The 19,558-nt window shown below is 58.8% G+C and carries 10 protein-coding genes; all 10 read right to left on the reverse strand.

Going from position 1 to position 19,558, the window contains the following annotated elements; all coding sequences use genetic code 11:
- Nucleotides 1-38: 38 nt before the first annotated feature.
- The 10 genes from AC3IP0_RS13045 to AC3IP0_RS13090 all read right to left on the reverse strand — a co-directional run bounded on the left by AC3IP0_RS13045 (nt 39) and on the right by AC3IP0_RS13090 (nt 19,346).
- On the reverse strand, nt 39-11,348 hold the full coding sequence (locus AC3IP0_RS13045; protein ID WP_489327595.1) for a cadherin-like domain-containing protein: 11,310 nt from the start codon (nt 11,346-11,348) through the stop codon (nt 39-41).
- A gap of 218 nt (nt 11,349-11,566) precedes the next feature.
- A complete protein-coding gene (locus AC3IP0_RS13050; protein WP_150758085.1) occupies nt 11,567-12,067 on the reverse strand; it encodes an outer membrane beta-barrel protein in 501 nt (166 codons plus the stop codon).
- Nucleotides 12,068-12,137: 70 nt separating this feature from the next.
- The gene (locus AC3IP0_RS13055) at nt 12,138-13,733 is read right to left on the reverse strand and encodes an EAL domain-containing protein (protein ID WP_489319629.1); all 1,596 of its coding nucleotides are present in this window, start codon (nt 13,731-13,733) and stop codon (nt 12,138-12,140) included.
- Between the two features lie 263 nt (nt 13,734-13,996).
- The gene (locus AC3IP0_RS13060) at nt 13,997-15,010 is read right to left on the reverse strand and encodes a helix-turn-helix domain-containing protein (RefSeq protein WP_489327596.1); all 1,014 of its coding nucleotides are present in this window, start codon (nt 15,008-15,010) and stop codon (nt 13,997-13,999) included.
- A gap of 127 nt (nt 15,011-15,137) precedes the next feature.
- Entirely contained in the window at nt 15,138-15,470 is a 333-nt protein-coding gene (locus tag AC3IP0_RS13065) for a hypothetical protein (RefSeq protein ID WP_489319631.1), read from the reverse strand.
- A gap of 177 nt (nt 15,471-15,647) precedes the next feature.
- Nucleotides 15,648-15,938: a hypothetical protein gene (locus tag AC3IP0_RS13070; protein ID WP_489319771.1), complete on the reverse strand. Its 291-nt coding sequence runs from the start codon at nt 15,936-15,938 to the stop codon at nt 15,648-15,650.
- A 193-nt stretch (nt 15,939-16,131) separates the two neighbouring features.
- Nucleotides 16,132-16,614: a hypothetical protein gene (locus tag AC3IP0_RS13075; RefSeq protein WP_489319632.1), complete on the reverse strand. Its 483-nt coding sequence runs from the start codon at nt 16,612-16,614 to the stop codon at nt 16,132-16,134.
- Complete coding sequence (locus AC3IP0_RS13080) at nt 16,611-17,432, reverse strand: winged helix-turn-helix domain-containing protein (RefSeq protein WP_489319633.1); 822 nt, start codon at nt 17,430-17,432, stop codon at nt 16,611-16,613. The genes AC3IP0_RS13075 and AC3IP0_RS13080 overlap by 4 nt, the downstream gene beginning before the upstream one ends.
- Nucleotides 17,433-18,088: 656 nt before the next feature.
- Entirely contained in the window at nt 18,089-18,550 is a 462-nt protein-coding gene (locus AC3IP0_RS13085) for a hypothetical protein (RefSeq protein ID WP_489319772.1), read from the reverse strand.
- Between the two features lie 115 nt (nt 18,551-18,665).
- A complete protein-coding gene (locus tag AC3IP0_RS13090) occupies nt 18,666-19,346 on the reverse strand; it encodes a DUF3313 domain-containing protein (protein WP_489319634.1) in 681 nt (226 codons plus the stop codon).
- Nucleotides 19,347-19,558 lie beyond the last annotated feature (212 nt).

A 19,558-nucleotide genomic window follows, 5' to 3' on the forward strand; every position in this document is an offset into this window, starting at 1 on the left:
TCCTTTGTGCTCTTTGAGTTTTTTTCTGTTCGGTCGCATCAACTGCCCCGATTGGTCGGGTGCAGACGCTGGGCGGCATTGCGTACCTGCGCGCTGAACCCCCGGGCCGGGCGTGGTTCTTGGGCTTTTTCGCCCTGGGCCGGGCCGTGGGTCATGCCCGCGGGATCGACGACAAACAACGATGGATCAGGCAGCAGGCCATCGGCACTCAGGCCGACGCGGCCATGTCGTCCGAGAATCCAGGCCATTTCCAGTTCACTGTCGAGCCGGCTGTCGCGCACGGCTTCGGCGACGAACTGGCCGGGTACCAACCCCAGTCCATTGCCCAGCGAATCGCTGGTGAACTCGCCGCTGGAACTGATGCGCAAGTTGCTGCCATCGGCGTTCCAGCTGGAGAGTTCATTCAACCGGGCGTTGCGCTCGACCACCGGTGTCACGAAGATTGCCGGCACCGGATCGGGGATAAGCAGGCTGCTGCTCTGGCGGTCGGGGTCACGATCGAAGTGATTGCCTTCCGGTGCCGGGATAAACGGTGTGGCAATGTCCAGAAGAATCACCAGTTCCGCCTGATCGCTGGCTCCGCTCAGATCATTGATGGTGTAGGTAAAGACATCACGAAGCACCTGCCCAAGACCGGCGGCTGCCAGCACTTGTGGATTGCTCTGATCGATGGTGTAGGTGTAGCTGCCATCGGCGTTGAGCACCAAGGTGCCGTAGAGGCCGCGGATCGGCTGGCCGATCACGCCCGCCGTGCCTGTGCCGTTCTCGGCCCCGGTGCGTATCGCGACCACTTGCAGGTGATCGTTGCCATCCACGTCACTGTCATTGGGCAACACATTGCCGGTCACTTGCGGTGCCGGTGTCTGGTCGCTGGCAACCGCGCTGTCGTTTTGCGCCACCGGGTTGTCGTCGGCCCCCTGGATAACCACGGTCAGGCGCGCATCCGAGGTGACCCCGGCGGTGTCGGTCATGCGGTAGGTGAAGGTCTCGCTGAGGGTTTCGCCCGCCGTGCGTAGCGCTTGCACCACCGGGTTGCTGTTGTCGATCAGGTAGGTGTAGCTGCCGTCGGCGTTGATGATCATTTGTCCGTAGTGCCCGGCCAGCACTTGCCCTGCGCTGGCGGACTGGCCGTTTTCGCCGGTGACGCTCAGCACCTGCTTGCTTTCGCCATTGGCCACGCCATCGACATCACCATCGTTGGCCAGCACGTTGCCCGTGGCGTTGCTGCCCGGCGTGCCATTGGCCACGCCGCCCGCTTCGACGGCGACAGAGTTGTTGTCCCGGGCAATGGGGGTGTCATTGCGGCCATCGACGGTGATGCGCAATTCGGCCTGGCTGCTGGCACCGAAGACGTCGGACAGGGTGTAGCTGAAGACGTCCGTCAGGGTCTGGCCGCTTTGACGCAGGGCCTGGACCACCGCGAGGCTGTTATCGACGGTGTAGGTGTAGCTGCCGTCGGCATTGATCACCAGATCACCATAAAGCCCGCGCAACACAGTACCCACGGTGCCGCCGGTGCCGGTGTCGGCAAGCCCGCCGGTACGAATCGCCGATACGTTGAGGGCGTCGCCTTCGGCATCGGTGTCATTGCCGAGCACATTGCCCGTGGGGTCGATGCCGCTCTGGCTGTTGTTGAGGCCACCGGCTTCGACAGCCGTCGATGCATCGCCGCCGGCCACCGGTGCCGAGTTGCGCCCGCGGATGATGATGTGAATTTCCGCCAGATCGCTTTGCCCGCCAAGGTCGGTGACCTGATAGGTGAAGCGCTCATTGAGAAATTGCAGCGGTCCCAGCGCCAGTACCGTGGGGTTGCTGGAGTCGACGACGTAGGTGTAATTGCCGTCGGCACCGATGATCAGTTGCCCGTAGAGTCCATTGATCAAGGTGCCGTTGGTGTTGTCGGTGCCTGGATCGACGGCGTCCAGGGTGCCGCCCGCCGCTTCAGTGCCGAAGCGGATACCGGTGATTTGCAGGCTGTCGCCCTGATCGACATCGGTGTCGTTGGGCAACACGTTGCGGGTCGGGTTGATGCTGTTGCCATTGCCGTCATCGGCGACGGCGAGTGCTACGTCGTTGGTCGCCACCGGGGCATCCCAGGCACCGTCGATGCGGATGTTCAGTTGGGCGACATCGGTGGCGCCGGCGGTGTCGCGCATCCGGTAGGTGAAGGTTTCCACCAGCGAATCACCGGGCTTCAGTGCCTGGATAGCGGCCAGGTTATTGTTGATCACATAACTGTAGGTGCCATCGGCGTTGATGGTCAGGGTGCCGTACAGGCCATCGAGGGTCTGTGTGGTGCCGACCGTGGTGAAGGTGCCCGCAGCGGTTTCGCTGCCTCCCCGGATATCGGTGACGGTCTTGCTGTCATTGGCGTCGACGTCGCGGTCGTTGGCCAGGACGTTCCCGGTAGGGTTCAGCCCCGGAGTGGCATTGGCGGTGCCGCCAGCCTCGACGGCCACCGTGCTGTCGTCTGCCGCCAGCGGGTTGTCGTTGGCGCCGCGGATGATGATGGTCAGCGTGGCCGTGTTGCTGGCACCAAAGAGATCGCGGACCTGATAGGTGAAGGTTTCTGTCAGCACGTCAAAAGGCGTGCGCAGGGCCTGGACCCGCAGGTTGTTGTTGTCCACCAGATAACTGAAGGTCCCGTCGGCGTTCAACGTCAGGGTGCCGAACTTGCCGACCAGACCGCTGCCGAGCACGCCGATGGAAGTCCCCTCGTTGAATCCGGTCACGCTGAGCCTTTCGGTATTGCCGTCGACGTCGGTGTCATTGAGCAGCACGTTACCGGAAGGGTTGGTTCCCTGTGTGCCGTTGTTCAGCCCGCCCGCTTCGAAGGCGATATTGATATCGTTGCGCGGAAGCGGCGTGTCGTCGCGACCGCGAATATCGATGTTCAAGGTCGCGCGATCTTCGGCGCCGCTGGCATCGATCACTGTGTAGCTGAAGGCGTCCACCAGCCTTTCGCCGAACCGCAACGCCTGGACCTCGGCCATGCTGTTGTCGAGCCGGTAGCTGTAGCTGCCGTCGGCATTGAGGGTCAGCCAGCCATAGGTACCGCGCAGTTCGCTGCCCAGGGCGCCGGCTGTGCCGGTTGCGGCTTCGTTGCCGGTGCGCACCGAGGACACGGCGCGGGTCTCGCCATAGTCGTGGGCGGGCAGGTCGGCGGGCACCTCGCCACCGTCGACGTCGGTGTCGTTGTCCAGCACATTGCCTATCGGGTCCTGGCCGGGCTGATTGTTATTGGTGCCACCGGATTCAATGGCGATGGAGGTGTCATCGGTGGCGACCGGGTTGTCGTTCTGGCCACGGATCAGCACGATGATTTCCGCCGAGTCGGTTTCCGGCGCAGGGCTGACGTTGTCGCTGACGGTGTAGGTGAAGCGCTCCAGCAGTAGATCGCTGCCACGGCGCAACGCCTGGACATCCGCATTGCCATTGTCGAGCGCGTAGCTGTAGCTGCCGTTTGGAAAAATCGTCAGCGTTCCGTACTGGCCAACTATCACCGTGCCACCCGCATTGACGGCGATTGGCGTGCCTGCACCAGCCTCTTCACCGGGCTTGATCAAGATCACTGTCAACGGGTCGCCATCGGGGTCGAAGTCATTGGCCGTGGCATCGCCGGACGGATCGCGGCCAGCGGTGCCGTTGTCCAGGCCGCCTTTTTCAGTGGCAATGGCAATCACGTTTTGCGACACGGGTGGGTCGTTGACGCCATGCACGGTGATGACCAGTTGTGCGGTGTCGGTCAGTCCATTGGTATCGGTGATCCGGTAGGTGAAGAATTCGGTCAGGGTCTGTCCCGCGGCGAGTGCCTGGACACTGGTGTTGGTACTGTCGACATCGTAGAAATACGAGCCATCGGCGCCGATGCGCAAAGTGCCGAACAGACCGGTCACCACCGTGCCGTCGGCTGAGGTAGTGCCGGTGGCGACGCCACTCAGGACATCGACGGCCGGGTTGTAAGTCGCTTCGCTTTTATTGATCACCCCATTGACCAGCAACTGGCTGCTGGGTTGGTCAGCCGCGTCGACGTCATCATCGATACCATTATCGACAAGTCCGGGGCGACTCGGGAACTGCACGACGTTGCCACTCGGATTGCTTTCGCTGGCATTGTTGTTGGTGGAAGCCGCCTGGGCTTCAGCCTGGTCATCACTGGCCACCGGGTTGTCATTGGCCCCTTGCACGACGATGCGCAATTGCGCGACGTCGTCGAGCCCGCCGGTATCGGTGACCCGGTAGCTGAAGAAATCAACCAGTTGCTCACCGGCGCTCAGGCGCTGAACCCTGGTGTTGTTGTTATCGACCACGTAGCGATAAGTGCCATCGGGGTTGATGGTCAGGGTCCCGTACAGACCGACGACGCTGGTGGCGGCGGTAACAGGCGTGAAAGAAGCTGCAATCACTTCCGGGACCGGACGGATACCGGTCACGGTCCTGGTTTCGCCATTGACGGTGCTGTCCACATCGGTGTCATTGGTCAACACGTTGCCGACCGCGTCGCTGCCCGGGGTGGTGTTGAACACGCCTCCGGCTTCGACGGCAACGTCATTGTCATCCACGCCCACCGGCGTGTCGTTGGCCCCCTCGATGGTCACGGTCAGGGTGGCTGTAGAGGTGGCACCGGCCAGGTCACTGGCAATGTAATCGAAACGATCGGTCAGGGTCTGGCCCGACAGGCGCAGGGCCTGTACGGCGGCATTGTTGTTATCGACGATGTATTCGTAGGAGCCATTGCTGCCGACCAGCAACTGTCCGAACTGGCCGTTGATCACCACCACGCCGACGATCGGCGTCTGAATGCCGGCGCCCGGGCCGACCGACAGCACGTGCAACCGGTCGGCGTTGGTGGCGATATCGACATCGGTATCGTTGACCAGCAGATTGCCCCTTGGGTCGACCCCGATGACCGTGTTATTGGTGCCGCCCGCTTCAACGGCGATGGCACTGTCATCGACCGCAATCGGAGGGTCGTTGACCGGGGCGAGGATGATTTGCAGGGTGTCGGTGTCGCTCAGGGCATCGGCAGCAGTGCCGGGCAGGCCAGAGCCATTGGCATCGCCATAGTTGCCCTGGTCGTTACTGACCACGGTCAGGGTGTCGCTGCCATTGAAGTTCAGGTTGCCCAGATAGCGTAGGCTGGCCAGCGCCGTGTTGAGGTTGGCGAGGGTACCGGTCAGGGACAGGGTGGCCGTATTGGCCCCGGTCACCGTCACGCCTGGAACGGTTGCACCGAGGAACAACGTGCCGTTGAGCACACTCAAGGTCACGCTCAGATTGCGGCCGGCGACATTCGGGTCGCGGTTGGCGTCGACGTCGGCGACGCTGATGCCGCCGATGCTCAGCGGCACATCCTCCTGGCCGTTCTGGGTGCCGGGCAGGGTGTTGACCGGTGCGTCGTTCTGTTCGACATAACCGGCATTGGCCGCCTGTGTGGCGGCGTCGCCCAGGGTGATGGTGATCTGTCCGAGCGTGCCGGCATCGGTGTCGACCCGCACGCGCAAATCGCCCAGCGGCTGTGGATAGCTGACCAGTCCGGCCGGAACATCAATGCGGAACACGCCCAGGGGCAGCACGCCAAAGTGGTACTGGCCGTTGGCGTCGGTGACCGTGGTGAATGTCAGGTTGTCGGCGCTGGTGTTGAGCAAACTGTCGGCGCCGGCCCAGGTCAGGGTGACGGTCTGCCCGGCCAGTCCGGCGCCGTCGGGCGTGGCGCTGGCGGTTGGCGAGGCGGTGTCGTTCCACAGGGTGCCGGTTATGACGCCGAGCCCGGCGTTGTCGCGCAGGATGTACTGGTTCGGGCCGACGGTACTGCCGGTGCGTTCACCGTTCGCCGTCCCATCGATGCCGACAAAGTTGCCGCCCCAGCTGGTGAAGTCTTCCGGCAGGCTGCTCCAGGTCAGGGTGGCGTTACTGCTGGCGACTATCGAGGCATTGGGCAGGGTAACCTGATAGCGCACCTGAATCTGTGCGCCCACGTCCAGTTGATCGAAGTTGACACTCAATCCGCCGGTGGTGCTGAAGCTCACGCCGGCAGGAAGGTTGCCGGGGCCGAAGCTGGTGCCGTTGAGGGTGACGCTGAGCAAGGTGTAGTTGCTGCCACCGGCAAAGCTGTCGCCGACTTGCGTATCGAATGCCGGCAGGCCGCCGTTCTGGGTGAAACTCAGCTGCACCGTGGCGCTGCCGGTGGTGCCGCTCGGGTTGGGGTCGAACGCGACGATCTGTTTGTCCAGGCCACCGAAGCTCGGTTCGACGATGCGTTCGAAAACCGTGTCGCTGTTGGCACGGCCCGCGCCGTTGACGATTTCGTGGGCCGAGACCGCCAGTTGAGCGCCGCTGATGTTACTGGCGGTGTTGCTGACCCGCACGTTGAACTCGATGGCGATGCCTTCCAGATCATCGTCGTCGGCGCTGTTGACCACGTTGCCGAGGTTGAAGGTCACGACCTGGCTGCCGTCGGGATTGGTCACGACGGTCAGCCGGCTGGGGTCGAACACGCCGGTGGGTGCCAGGCCAGACAGGTCGGGAGTGATCGGCAAGGCTTGGGGACTGTTCTCGTTGCCGTTGATGTCGAGCGTACCGCCGACGATCAGGTTGGCGTCGCTGGTCAGCCCGCCGTTGGAAATGAAGGCAATGCGCAACGCATTCACCAGGGCGTCCGGTGAAATGAACTGCAGGCCGTTGGCCAGGGTGATCTGGATCTGATAATTGGGGTTGTTGCCCTCGGGCACCAATACCACCACCCGGTAGCGAATCACTTCGCCGATGGTCACCTGTTCCACAGCGGTCGTGGTCGGGGCCGGGGTCGCCGTGTCGGGCAAACCGCCGACCCGGGAGATTTCAATGGACTGCGCCACGGGCACCAGCAGGGTCGAAGCATTGCGGTAGTCGTTGAGCGTGCCGCCGTTGATCAGGCCATTGACCCCGGTGCGCTCGCCGCCCTGGGTGCCATCCAGGCTGGTCCATTGCACCGTTGCCACGTTGGCGAAGTTGGACGTGGCCGCTGCCGTGGCATTGACCACGCCGGTCACCTGCAAGACGATGCTGCCACCCTTGGCAATGTCGATATTGGCGCCGTCGGCGGTGCGCAACTGGCCGCCAACGATCTCGAAACCCACGCCGCCGTTGTTGGTGGCGCCGTTCTGGTACAGCACGCCAACCAGCGTGATGTTGCTGAGCTGGGTCGGCAGGTTATCGAGAAAGCTGATGTCGAAGGCCGTGAAGTCGCTGGCGGCGTTACCGTTGCTGATGGTGATCGTGAAGCTGACGGTGTCGCCCTGGTCATAGCCGCCGTTGCCGGTGGTTGTCGTCAGTGCCTGGCTTATCTGCAGGGTGGGTTCACGGACGATCACCGTAGGTCGACCGCCGGTGACTGCGACCGTGCGATCCACCGCGACATTGCCGTTGGCGGTGTTGGTGTCCGGGTCGCTGTAGATCAATTGCGCGTTGTTTTGCCGGGACACGTTGGCCTGGTTGCCGATGACGTTGTTGGCCACCAGTTGCAGGCGTATCACGAAGGTGTTGTTGCCGGTCCGGTTGTCCGCCGACACGCTCGACACGCTGAAGGTCCAGCGCGCATCCACGCCATCGCTACCCAATGTGCCGCCCTGTCCGCCGAAGCCACTGACCAGCACGCTGCCGGCGAAGTCAGCACCCAGGGCGCCACTGCCAGTGCGGGTGGTGATGATCTGGTAACCCAGGCCGCCGTTGAACGAGGTATCCAGGCGCATGCCCGGCGGGATCAGGTCGTCGATGCGCAGGTTTTGCGTGCTGCCTTCAGGCAGGGTGATCACGATGTCGTAGCGCATGCTTTCGCCGATCACCAGGTCGCTGCCGGTGGTGTGGCTGGCACTGGAGTCGCCATTGTCCAGTGTGCCATCGGCAAACACTTTGCGAATGACCGGCGCGGCGACTTGCTGGTTGGCGAGGTCGGTCAGGTCGGCCGGCGTGAAATCGGTGCCGCCGTTGACGCTGGCATAGTTGCTCAGGGTCGCGGTGGATTGCAGGGTACGGCTGGCCTCGATGGTATTGCTGACCGCTACGTCGTAGCTGATCACCACCAGATTGGCGCCGCTGGTGTCGGCGGCGGTGCTGCTACGCCCGGCGAGGAGTGTGGCCTGGCCGCCAGCGTCAAGGAAGGTGATCTGGTTGCCGCTCACGCTGTAGTCGGTACCCAGCACCAGCAGTGTGCCGTCACCCCGGTAGATCTGCAGGTTCGCTGCCGCCAGACTGCCGCCGACGAAGCTCAATCCGGTCGGCAGGGTGATGCTGGTGCTGACATCGAAGGCGCCGCCACCGCCGCTGTTTTCAATGGCGGTGACCAGGCGCAGCCGATCGCCGCCGTCGATATTGATGATATTGCCGTCTACGGCCGCCAGGCTGGTGACACTGCCATTGAAGGGCACGCCGGTGCTGCCCGGGGGGTTCCAGCTGCCGGTGGTGTTGCTGACAGTGCCGTTGGTGCCGGAAACCACGCCGTGTTTGATATTCAGCACCGGCTCGGCCACGGACACGATCACCGCGACATCAGAGGAAATCAGCGTAAGGTCGGTGAGGGTGGTTTGCTGGCTCGATTGCGCCAGTACGTCCAGCGAGCGTTGGTCGGCAAAGGGCTGGTCGCCCACGCGCACGGTAAAACGGATGACGATGCGGCTGCCGGTGGTGTCGGCCGTGGTGAAGCTGCCGAAATCGAAGACCACCGAGTTGCCGTTGGCACTGGTGACGCTGACCACGCCGCCGGCATTGGTGTTGCCAGGACCGAGTTGCCATTGGCCGACATCGCTGCCCGTGGCCCAGGTCACGCCGGTCACGTTGAACAATGGCAATGGCAGATAGGCCGTTAGCTTGAACTGTTCGTAATCACCGGTGACCAGGTCGTAGCTGAGCTGGAACGTCACTTCATCGCCAGGGCGCAGCTCACCGCTGGCCGGCGGGGTACCGTTATTGACCTCGACCAGGCTGATATCGACGACGCTGGTCGGGATCACGCTGGTGGTCGCCGAACCATCGGTTTCGCTCTGGCCGGTGAGGTTGAGGGGATCTTGCAGCAGAGTGCCATCGACCACCGCAGTGTTACCCAGCTCGTCGCCTTCATTGATTTCCGGCTGCGGGTTGCCGGAAGGCGGTTTGTAGGTCTGGCCGACGATGGCCGAATAGCTGAGCACCGCCAGCATCGCGCCTTGAAGCTGCTGGTCAAACGCCAGGTCGCCATTGAGCCAGCCACGCAGGGCAAACGAATTACGCAACGACTGGGCAATGTCGAACGCCATCGATGTGCTGCCGTCGGCATTGTTGACGACGGTGGTGACCAGGGTAATGTTCTGCGTGACGCCGTTGATTGTGACAGTCATGGCCGGGGTGCCGGTCAGTGTCTGGCCGTCACTGAGCTGATCGCGAATGATCAGCTGACCTGCGTTGAAGGCGTCTTTGCCGAAAGCGAAGTAGTCGGAGACGGCCAGGTTCAGGTTGTACTGCAAGGTGTCGCCGGGGGTGATGCCGCTGTGGCCGATATCCGTCTGCACGGTGACGGTCTTGAGCAGCGTGATCGATTTGGCGATGAATTGCGTGGTGACGCCGGAGCCGCTGAAATCGATGGTGGTGTTCGGCGCGGTGAGGTCCCGTGGGTCGAGCGGCACCCATTGACCGGACGCACCTGGGGCGTCGAGGGTGATGGTCACCGCGTCGCCGGTTACCGGGTTGATGACCGGCAGGCCGTTGGCGTCGACCTCTGGCACATAGAACGCGACCACGGTATCGGTCTGGGCCGTCAGGCTGTCGTAGGTCACGGAAAACGAGTCGATGAACACTTCGTCGGCGGCGATCAGCACGGCGATTTGTGCCGCATTGGTGACCACCGTGCCATCGTGCAGGGTAATGGAGGTCAGGCGACCACCGGGGCCGGGGGTAATGGCGGTGACTTGAACATTGTCCGGTAACGGCTGGGTCACCACGACGTTGGACAGCGTCTGGCCCGGGGCCGGGGTCACGGATAGGGTCAAGGTACGGCCATAGTTCGGCCCGGTCGCAGTTTCACCCTCCGGTGTGCTCAGGGTTTCATCGAAGGTGATGACCGTCGGATGCACCACAAATGCGGCGGTACCGGCCTGAATCAGGCTGGGATCGTTGGTCGGGTTGTCCAGGGCGTCGTTACCGAACTCAAAGCCGCCGCTGGTGCGCAGGGTCAGGTCCGGGGTGCCATTGGAAAAACTGGTGTCGGCCAGGTTGCTGAGACTGGCGTTGATCTGTACCGGGATGACGGGTTGTGCGTTGGTGACGCTGGCAAAGGGCAGTTCAATGACCACCAGGGTGTCGCCAGCGCGCATGCCGTAGGTCGACGCGTTGATGACAAGGAAATTGCCGTTGGCGTCTTTCGCCAAAGGGTGGGTGGCGTTGCCCGACGCATCGAACGTCACCAGGTGGCTGACCAGGTTTTGGCCAAGGTAACTGGCGGATATGAAGTTCACGCCGTCATTACCGTCCCGGCCGGTGGTCGGTAGCGCCAGGTTGATGAAGGGTGCAAAGCCGGTCTGGGTGGATGTGTTGCTGAAGTTCACGGTAAACGAGAAGTTGTCACCCAGCAAAACATTGCTGCCGGCGACGGGCAGGCTCGCGGTGGGTGCGGCATCGGCCAGCAAACCGTCGAAACTGGCCATGGCGGCACTGCTGATCGCGATGCTCTTGTCGATATCGCCGACTTTGGTTTCCAGTGTCCAGTCACCGCCGGCCCGGGTGCTGCCGGTGTCATTGCTGGAAGCGGCCACATCGGCGCCGGTCCAGCGGGCCAGTTCGGTGACCAGTGTATTGCCGGCCGTACCCGCGCCGATGTCGCAACCATAGAGCTGGATATCCGCGCCCTGGGTCAGGTTGTTGCGCCATTGTCCGAGGGTCTGCCCGAGTTGGTCGACGTTGTCCGAGGTGATGGTGCGATTGCCCAGGGTGAATTGCCCGGCGGCGCCATGGGACATGACCTGGATCGATTCGACTTTGCCCAGTTGCGCCAGCGCCGCGGAAATAGCCGCCAGGCCATCCTCGCCGGCGTTGACCTCTATGGCGGTGACGTTGCCCGGCAATTGGGCCAGCAGTTGATCGCGGTTTTCGATACGGCTGTCGAGCACCAGCAGGCTGCGCGCCGCCGATGGCGCCTGCTCTGTGGCGGCACGGCCTTCGGTCGGGGTCGCATGAGGAACGGGGGCGTCAACCGCTGCAGGCGTGGCGGTCGGGTCCGTATGCTGCTGATCGGCCGCCGCCGAAGCGGCCGCACCGTCGAAAAGAATCCTTGGTTCCAGCGCAAGCGCCTGGCGTTGCGGACGCAAATGGGAGCCGAAACGTGGATGCCCTGACCCTTGCATAGTGAGGCCCTCTGCCTACGCGGTTAACAATCCATTGATACCAAGCCCACTACTGGACTCATGGAGCGTAGGACGTTTCTGTAGCTTTTCCAGCGTGTTAGAGGACTGTTCAAAATTCCCGGGAAGGACTCCGGGAATTTGGGGGTAAGTGGCTTTTTGGAACTATGCGGGGAGGGAGGGCGTTGAGCGACCGGCAAGGTCGCTCAGTTGCAGCGGTGTCAGAAAAGCATGTAGGCGGATGCGGTCGTCTGATTCAGGTCGATCTCTCCGACCTCCAGGACTTCGTATTCAGCGCGCAGGCCGATGTTGCGAAAAACATCGACTTCGACGCCAACACCGTAGGTCAGGTCAACCCCGGTATCGTCGTCGGTGGCATTGCCGTCGGCGTCCCAGGCGTGAGCACCGACACTGCCGAATACCCGCACCCGATCGCCCAGCGGAAAGCCGACGTGGGCGGCAGCCTGAGCCGATTTACCATCGAAATCGACATTCTTGTCCTTGAATTGACCGAGATCGACGTAGGCACCCTCGAAGGCCAGGTAGCTATTGACGCGATACCCGGCATAAACCTTGTAGCTGGTGTCGTCGTCGTCCAGTCTGGATTCGTCGGTCTGTATGCTGCTTACGCCAGCTCCAAGATATAAACCTTTGTCATCAGCGAGCGCCTGAAAAGACAGCAGCGATAGCAGTGAAGCGAAGCCAAGGTTTCGAAGTAGCATGTGTGGTGGAGTCCTTGTACAGGGTTGTCTGGTGTTAGGGTTCGGCGAGCATTTGAGGGGCCATGAGGGGTTAATAGAAGTCATTGATTGATATTTTTGGGTCGTAGGGCGGGATGTTTGCCGGGCATTGAAAGTAGCGTCTTGCCAACGCTTGAATGGGCAGCGCTTTGGAGAACAACCAGCCTTGCGCCAATAGAACTCCCTCCGAAACCAGATGCGGCAGTTGCTCCTGACTCTCGACACCTTCGGCTACGACCTTGAGCCTTAGCGACTTGGCCAACTGCGCAATGTGGCGCCACAGGGCGTCCTTGGCCGCAATCTTGTCGTCTGCGATGAATGAGCGATCTATTTTCAGAATGTCGAAAGGCACTGAGTCGAGGAGCGAGAGGTTGGAATAGCCGGTGCCGAAGTCGTCCACGGCAATGCGGTGTCCGCACGCTCGAAGCCGTCGCAATTGCATGGCGGCAGGCTTCTGATCGAGCATGGTCCTTTCGGTGATTTCAAAGGCCATGGCGGACACAGGCATGTTGTAGGTTGCCAGCACGCTGGCCACATAGTCCGGGAAGCTCGGGTCCTGAATATCCTGGGCGCAAAGATTGACCGTAATGTAGAAGTCCTTGCAGGCCCAAAGGTAGGTGCTGTAATCCTCCGCCACTTGTCGAATCACCGAGCGCGTAAGTTTGCGGATCAAGTCAGACTTCTCCGCCACCGCAATGAAAACATCCGCAGGCACCTGGGTGCCGTTGTCGTTCCAGTGAGAAAGTGATTCGGCGCCCACCAGATAGCCCGTCGTCAAATTGACGATAGGCTGGTAGTGAACCCCCAGCGTGTTGGCTTTAAGGGCATTGCGCAGCCGTACGGCAGTAGAGGTGTAATGTCGTTGAATACACCTTGCGAGCAAGAGCAGCGCTGCGAACACGCACACAAGGCCAATGAATAATTTGAATTTGAGACTTGTCAGGTAGCTCAGCGGAAGAGAAATGACAGCGATCAGTTCATTTCGGTTGCCCGCAAAGGCGATCAGGACCTTGTCTGCCGAGGTAACCAGTTCTTCCAGGTGGAACGGCTTGCGCATCGTCAGCGGTTTGTGGCCCGTGGAGGCAATGGGCAATGCGCCGCCGGGGCCGATGAGGTCCAGTTGCAGGTCCTCGGGAAACTTCAAATTGTCGAGCAGGATCTTCTTGTTTGCCCAGACGTAGGTTGACTGTTCCGACACAATGATAAAATCGGTGTCCGCAGAAACCCTGTGGCCAGCATCTACCCAGTAGGTTCGCTTTCCAACGGAGAACTTGCGTTTCTCGCTACCGGCCAGTATCGACGAGAGTTCTTGTCCGTAGGAGGAACAGATCTTGCCATTGGGCAACTGGACCGCCGCTTGATCAACAAATCGCAGGTTCTTGACCAGGTCAGCCAGTTGTGAGTATTGCTCGACGGAGCATTCCTGACCCGAACGATCAAGATCGCCGAGGGTTTCCAGTACTTTGTCGATCTGCGCATTGGGCTCCACTTGAGCAGCACGCAGATCGGCATAAACGTTATTCAACTTCCGTGCAATGAATTGGTCTGCCAGTCCACCAGCGCAGAGCCATGCGGCCCAGCCCGCTGCAGCAATCAGACAGACAGTGACTGCGTGCCTTCCACGTAACGCTTTATATGCGGCAAACATCGAAAAACCCCGAGGTATCATTATTTCACTGTGCATCCTGTAGTCGCGGATTAAACGGCTTCAGTACCAGTCAATTACCCAGGCCAATAAGATGCCGCTTGCATAGACGGCAATGCACAGTGCGATTTTCTGCTTGAGTGGCAGTGTGTTTACTCGATGATGCATGCTTATCTCCTTGAGTAGGCAAATAAGCAATTGTGGATAGCTGTAGTTAATCAAGAAAAATCATTAATCATCATTTACGGGGCATTGATAAATGCCTGTTAACGATAATTTCTATCCCCGGCGACCTGATTGTAAACGGGTGAGGTCGTGTTCCTTGGCCTGGCTGAGTTGCGCCTGGCCGTTTCCGACGGCGTCTCTCCGTAAGCCATCTGATACGCCTTGGAAAACCGGCCCAAATGATGAAAGTTCCAGAACATCGCGGTTTCTGTGACGGTGGGCCACGTTTTATTGATCAGGTCGCGTCGGGCGCTTGCGAGTCTCAAGTTTCTGATATAAGCGATTGGCGACATGCCGAACGTTTCAATAAAGCCAAAATGCAGGGTGCGAGTGGTAGTTTCAAGTTGCCTTACGAGCGACTTTATAGTGAGCGTTTTTTTTGTGTTTTCATGGATGTACTGTATGGCTTGAATCGCCACCTTTCTTCTTGTCGGGACTTTGCGGCTGACACCGCCTGCGGGTGTCAACGATTGCAATAGAGAGGCGAGTACCGCACTTTCGATCGCTGGTCCCTCTGCTTCGCGCCGTTGTGCTGAAGCCGCGTCGTTGATGTCGACACAGCAAGCGTTGATGGTTTGAATGGCCGACTGTATGAATTGAAAGTTTTCAACCTGATAACTGTGGTTTGTCCGGTTTGCAAGGATATCTATGACGGAGTGATGTTGGCGGCACCGGTTATAGTTTTCCAGTGTCGTGGTGATGGTAAACAGGGTTTCATTCGGTTCGCAGGTGTAATGCACTGATTCATCACTGTGCAATACGATGACTTCGTTAGGCCGTAGTTTGTGATCGTTTACAACGGGACGACCAATCGGAGCCAGGGAGATGGCGAATGTCACGAATCCGGCAGGGACAGAGCTGACCAGGGTCACGGATGAGTCGAACTCAAGGCGACTGCACTGCAGTTCCGGGCTGTGAAACAGTTTGTGTTGCCGAATGCACGCTTCCTGCTCAATCGGGATAAGGCTCATTTCCCATTTGCCTATTGTTCTATTCAGTAGGCTCGGCAAGGCAGAAGACAAATGAAAGATCTCGTCGGGCGGTGCGATACTCATGAAATTTAAGGCTCATCTGTTAAATGATTAGGGTCAAGCCTGACGGGCAGTCATGGAGAAGATACGCGATTGGGCGTTCTTTCTGTCGGTGAGTTCGACCCCGTTTCCATCGGCTTTGAACGGGTTGTCAGAGTCCCCGGATCAGTTCCAGCTCCGCCGAAAATGCGTACTTGTTGTCCAACGGTGAGTCGTCCATGTGTTGAACATTGCGCGGATCGATTTTCGAACTGAAGATCTGCGATTGGGGTTTCATCGGGTCAATGGCGGCTGCTGTAAAGGAGTAAAAGTCGTCAATACGATAACCGGTTTTTACCTGATAGCCATTTTTCACGGTACTTGGGACCTTCTTGTTGGTTTCGACACTCGTCAATTTGGCACTGTAGACGCCCTTGTCGTCGGCCATGGCCTTGAGGGAAAGCAATAAACCAAACGACACGGTGACGAAGTTTTTCAGTAGCATCGAGGCGATTCCTTATTAACAGTTTATTCAGGCAGAGCAGAATGTCAGCTGTATCTCTGCCACGACTTGGGCTGCAAACAATCTCACTTCGATGGTGCCTGCCAAAGTCAATAACTCATATTTACCAGGTCGCCGGAAGAGGCCAGTCAGCGCTTGCCCCTGCGAATACCACGCTCCTCAAAGCTGTATGAGCGAATTGGCGTAGCTCATGCCGGTATCACTTTGTGGTGGGGCAGGGAGAGCAGAATCACTGTTTTGCTCGTCCGTTTGATACTCATTCTCACTGTGAATTTTCAGATGCGACAGTTTCTGGCTGTCATCCGGGCTTGTTTCAATTTCATAATATTCAATGGTCGTGCTTTCGACGGAGCGCTCGTCGTGCGCCAACGAATAAAGTGGCATGGCAGACAGAAACAGGACCGTGAGGAATCCGAAAGTCGTCGATTTATGGGTTCGCAGGAAATGCATGGTTTTCACTTGACTCTCCTGTATAGGGCATTGTCCCGGGCGAGAATCAAGCAGGCTCGATTCCAAGGATTATCGGCGAGGGATTTTTGGCAGGAGAGACGTTTGATTCAAATCAATAAGTGTTATTTTTGTTTGATGATTTCTTTGATATGAACCTGTGCCAGGCGGGTGTCGAGTCGCTGCGGAAGGTCGATCAATGGTTCATGCAGCGCAAGCGGCCAAGTTCATGGATGTAAAAACACACGGCGTTTTTATCCTGGGTCGGGATCAACTCGTAGTTTAGAATGGCGCCTTCTTGCAAGACGTATTGCCGTCTGAAGAACAGGTCAGGGGTCTTTTCAATGGCAAAAAGCTCATTGTCCTGGCTGAGTTTGATATTGCTGACTTTGATCTCGACGTGTGTATTGCTTTCTCCGATTATATTGGCCGAGATGGTCGCGTTGCGGATTTTTCCATTCAGGCTTTCCAGCGTGGTCCCGGTGAGTCGACCATGCCCGATAGTGAGGTACTCTTCGGTGTTGAGTTGGTTGAGATCCTCCAGCCATTGTCGGGACTTTGTCTGGTAGCTGATATTTTCCATGTAATGCGAAGGAGAGTAAAAAAGGGAAAAAATGCACAGTGCATTGATCAAACCTATAAGAGGCCAGTGAACGGCTTGCGGAATTTCAAACTTCATAAGGTGACTTCCAGACATTGACGAATCATCAAGGCGAGGTCTCTTTCGCTGCTGTTCAATTGCAGATTTGCAGTGCTTTGATCCTGGCGGATGCACGAAACGGAATAATTGGCTTTATACAGGTTGATCCAGACCTGGCCCTTCAGGTTTGGTGGTAGCTGTTCAGTTTGTTTGGCCGACAACTCCATCAGCGCTTGAGCCTCGGCAAGATCGCTGCCCACGGCGTGTATGACCAGTCCATTCTTGTCGATACTGGAAATTTCAATTTTTGGCGCGTCGAAGTCGAACTGAAAAATAGTAAAGGCAACGACTGCCAGCGTAACGACATAAGCGATCAGCTGGGCCTTTGTAATGCGGGTGGATTTACTGCTTTTACCTGAAGGTACCAATAATTCATCACCACCCGGTGGCGGTAGTTGCTCAGTGACGGGCGCGGGTGGCTGTGCTGTTTCTTCTCGGGGTGCGGGTACATCAGCTTCTGCATCGACTACACATTGCCGGTTGAAGCAATATCCTCGTCGAGGAACAGTCATCAAAATCTCGTGATCCCGACTGTCATTGAGAATATTACGTAGTGAGAAAACCGTTTGGTTCAAACTGCCGGAGGCAACCACGCGGTCATTCCAGGTGTAGTCGATGATTTCATCGCGGCTTTTGGTGACACCTGGCTCCATGAGCAGCAGATCCAACAGGCGCGACTCAGCTCTCCCTAACGTGGAATTCTGTACATCTCCATGGGGTGTTGTAATGGAAAGCATGGCGCTGTCCGGGTCGAATACCGCCACGGCGCCATTTTTCAACTTGAAGGTGTAGCTCATAGAAATCTTCCGTTCAGGCGGTGCTGGCCTGAGTATAGGGGCCGGATTTGGCTCGGTACATTCTGGTCTGGGAAGTGAACGAAGATGAGGGCCAGGCGGAAGGTGCACTGTGTGTCGCATTTACAATGCTGGAATGGCTCGTTTCAGAGGCGTGCCGTGCGGCAAACAGCCCTGACTGTCGGAGGTATCAGTTCAATCATGCAAAGGAAAAGCATTGCTGGATGACCCATGGTTTTCGATTTGGACACCATGAATAATGCTTGGAATGGATTAACTGCGCTATCCGAAAACTGCAAGCTCGGGCAGGTGGGTTTGCGCGCAGCCACGCCTGAATGAACTAACTTCGCTGTTGCGACAGGCTTCAATTGCAGCCTGAACTATCAGGATACAAATCAATGATGGTGTCTTTGTGCGCCTGGCTTGTTGAAGATTATTTTTGATTCTTATTAGCTTTGAACCAGGGGCGTTACCGATTTAAATGGCTCTCGAGGAGCGTTGACGCACATCGCGGTCATGGTTTGTTTATCGCGGCGTAAACGATCCTCACCTCTCGTTCTACGGCTTTGCCCCGAGTCCTTTCATGAAGGGCTCGGGGCTTTTTTTGAGCGGAGTAAAACGACAGGGACACAAACACTTAAGGCCATCGTCGCCGCCGATCAAGGCAGGACATCGTAGCCACGTTGTTGTAGGCAACTGCTGTAGACGGAGTTGTTTGCGGTGAGGCTTTGTTCGCTCTCACTCAGATCCTGCCGGCGTTCCTGGCGTTGCCTGGAGCCCCCCACGACGGCGCCGGCAGCCGCGGCGCTGTGTGCGCGGTTCTGGCGATAGTCTTGCTTGGTATCGTCGTCGATCTGGTCATAGACGTTTTCATGTTGGCGACCCCGAACTTCTGCCGCGGCCGCCCCGGCGACCGCGGCGGTTGCGGCGCCCTTGACCCGGCCACCGGATGGCACGGTGCTTTGCACCGGATGTTGCGCGTTGGCCTGGGATTGGCAGGCACTGGTGTCCTGCTGGATGGTCTGGGAGGTCTGACCTTTGAGGGGAATCACTGTCGCCGCCAGGGTGCTGGTGCTCAGAAACAGCATCAGGATCGCCAGGGTATGGGCCGGAATTTTCATCATTGAGTCTCGCGTCAGGCGTTGGCACGGCTAACGGTTTGTCAGAGGGAAAACGCGGCGGGGTATCACATTGAAACCCCATGCCGGTCTGCTTGCGATGGGGTTTGCCTGAGCGTCAACGCTTGAGGAGGAGGGCCTGCATATCGTCTGTCATGCCTTTGAGTGCAACCTTGAAGTCATTGGCAACAATCGGTTGCTCGGCATTCTTGATGGTCTCGCCGAATACCTTGCGCACGATCTTCGCGACCGGCATACCGGTCTTGGCGTCGATCAGGTTGGCTTCGATGTACATCTCGGCGGTCTGATCCCGATGCCCGGTGGCTGCTTGTGTCGCCCCGACAATGGCGCCGATTGGAACGACCTCATACCAGTGCATGCCTTCATTGTTGGCGCTGACGTGAGTGATCGCCGCCTGCAGGATCAGCGACCGCGAATCGGTTGGCGCCAGCTGCGGATAAGGGACGACCGCATAGCGGCGGGCAAAGGCGGTCTTGACGCTGTTGCTGGCCATCAATTGCAGGTCTTGCAGGGTCTTCAGGCTGACGCGTGCAGTCGGCTGCGGCGATGGATACAGTTCCATCTGCCGGAACACCACAGTGGAGTACGCGCGAGGATCGAACCCTGGCGATACCCAGCGCAATACTTTCTGCTCACTCGGCGTAGTTTGCTCCTCCAGGCCCTGGTAATTGCCCAGGAAGCCCGAGTATTGCTCTTGCTGCGCCACTTTCGAGACACAGCCGACCTGAAATACACAGCTCAAAGCAATACCCGCAATCCATTTATTCGACATGCCCATGTGTTTGGTTCTCAAGTGATGAAAGTTGTCATTCGGGTTCCGACCGTGCCCCGGGCATTGGTCCGGGCACCTTGTATTCAGGCACTGGTACTCGCCGGTCGGTTACGCAAAGCAGGTGCTTGCACGCCGGTCAATGCGGGCCGAATGCTGCCTGTAGCGGCGGGATAATCCGAATCAATAACTCTCAAAAACTGTTAAACACGCGGCCAGGA

This window comes from Pseudomonas sp. GL_103 (genome assembly GCF_057835175.1).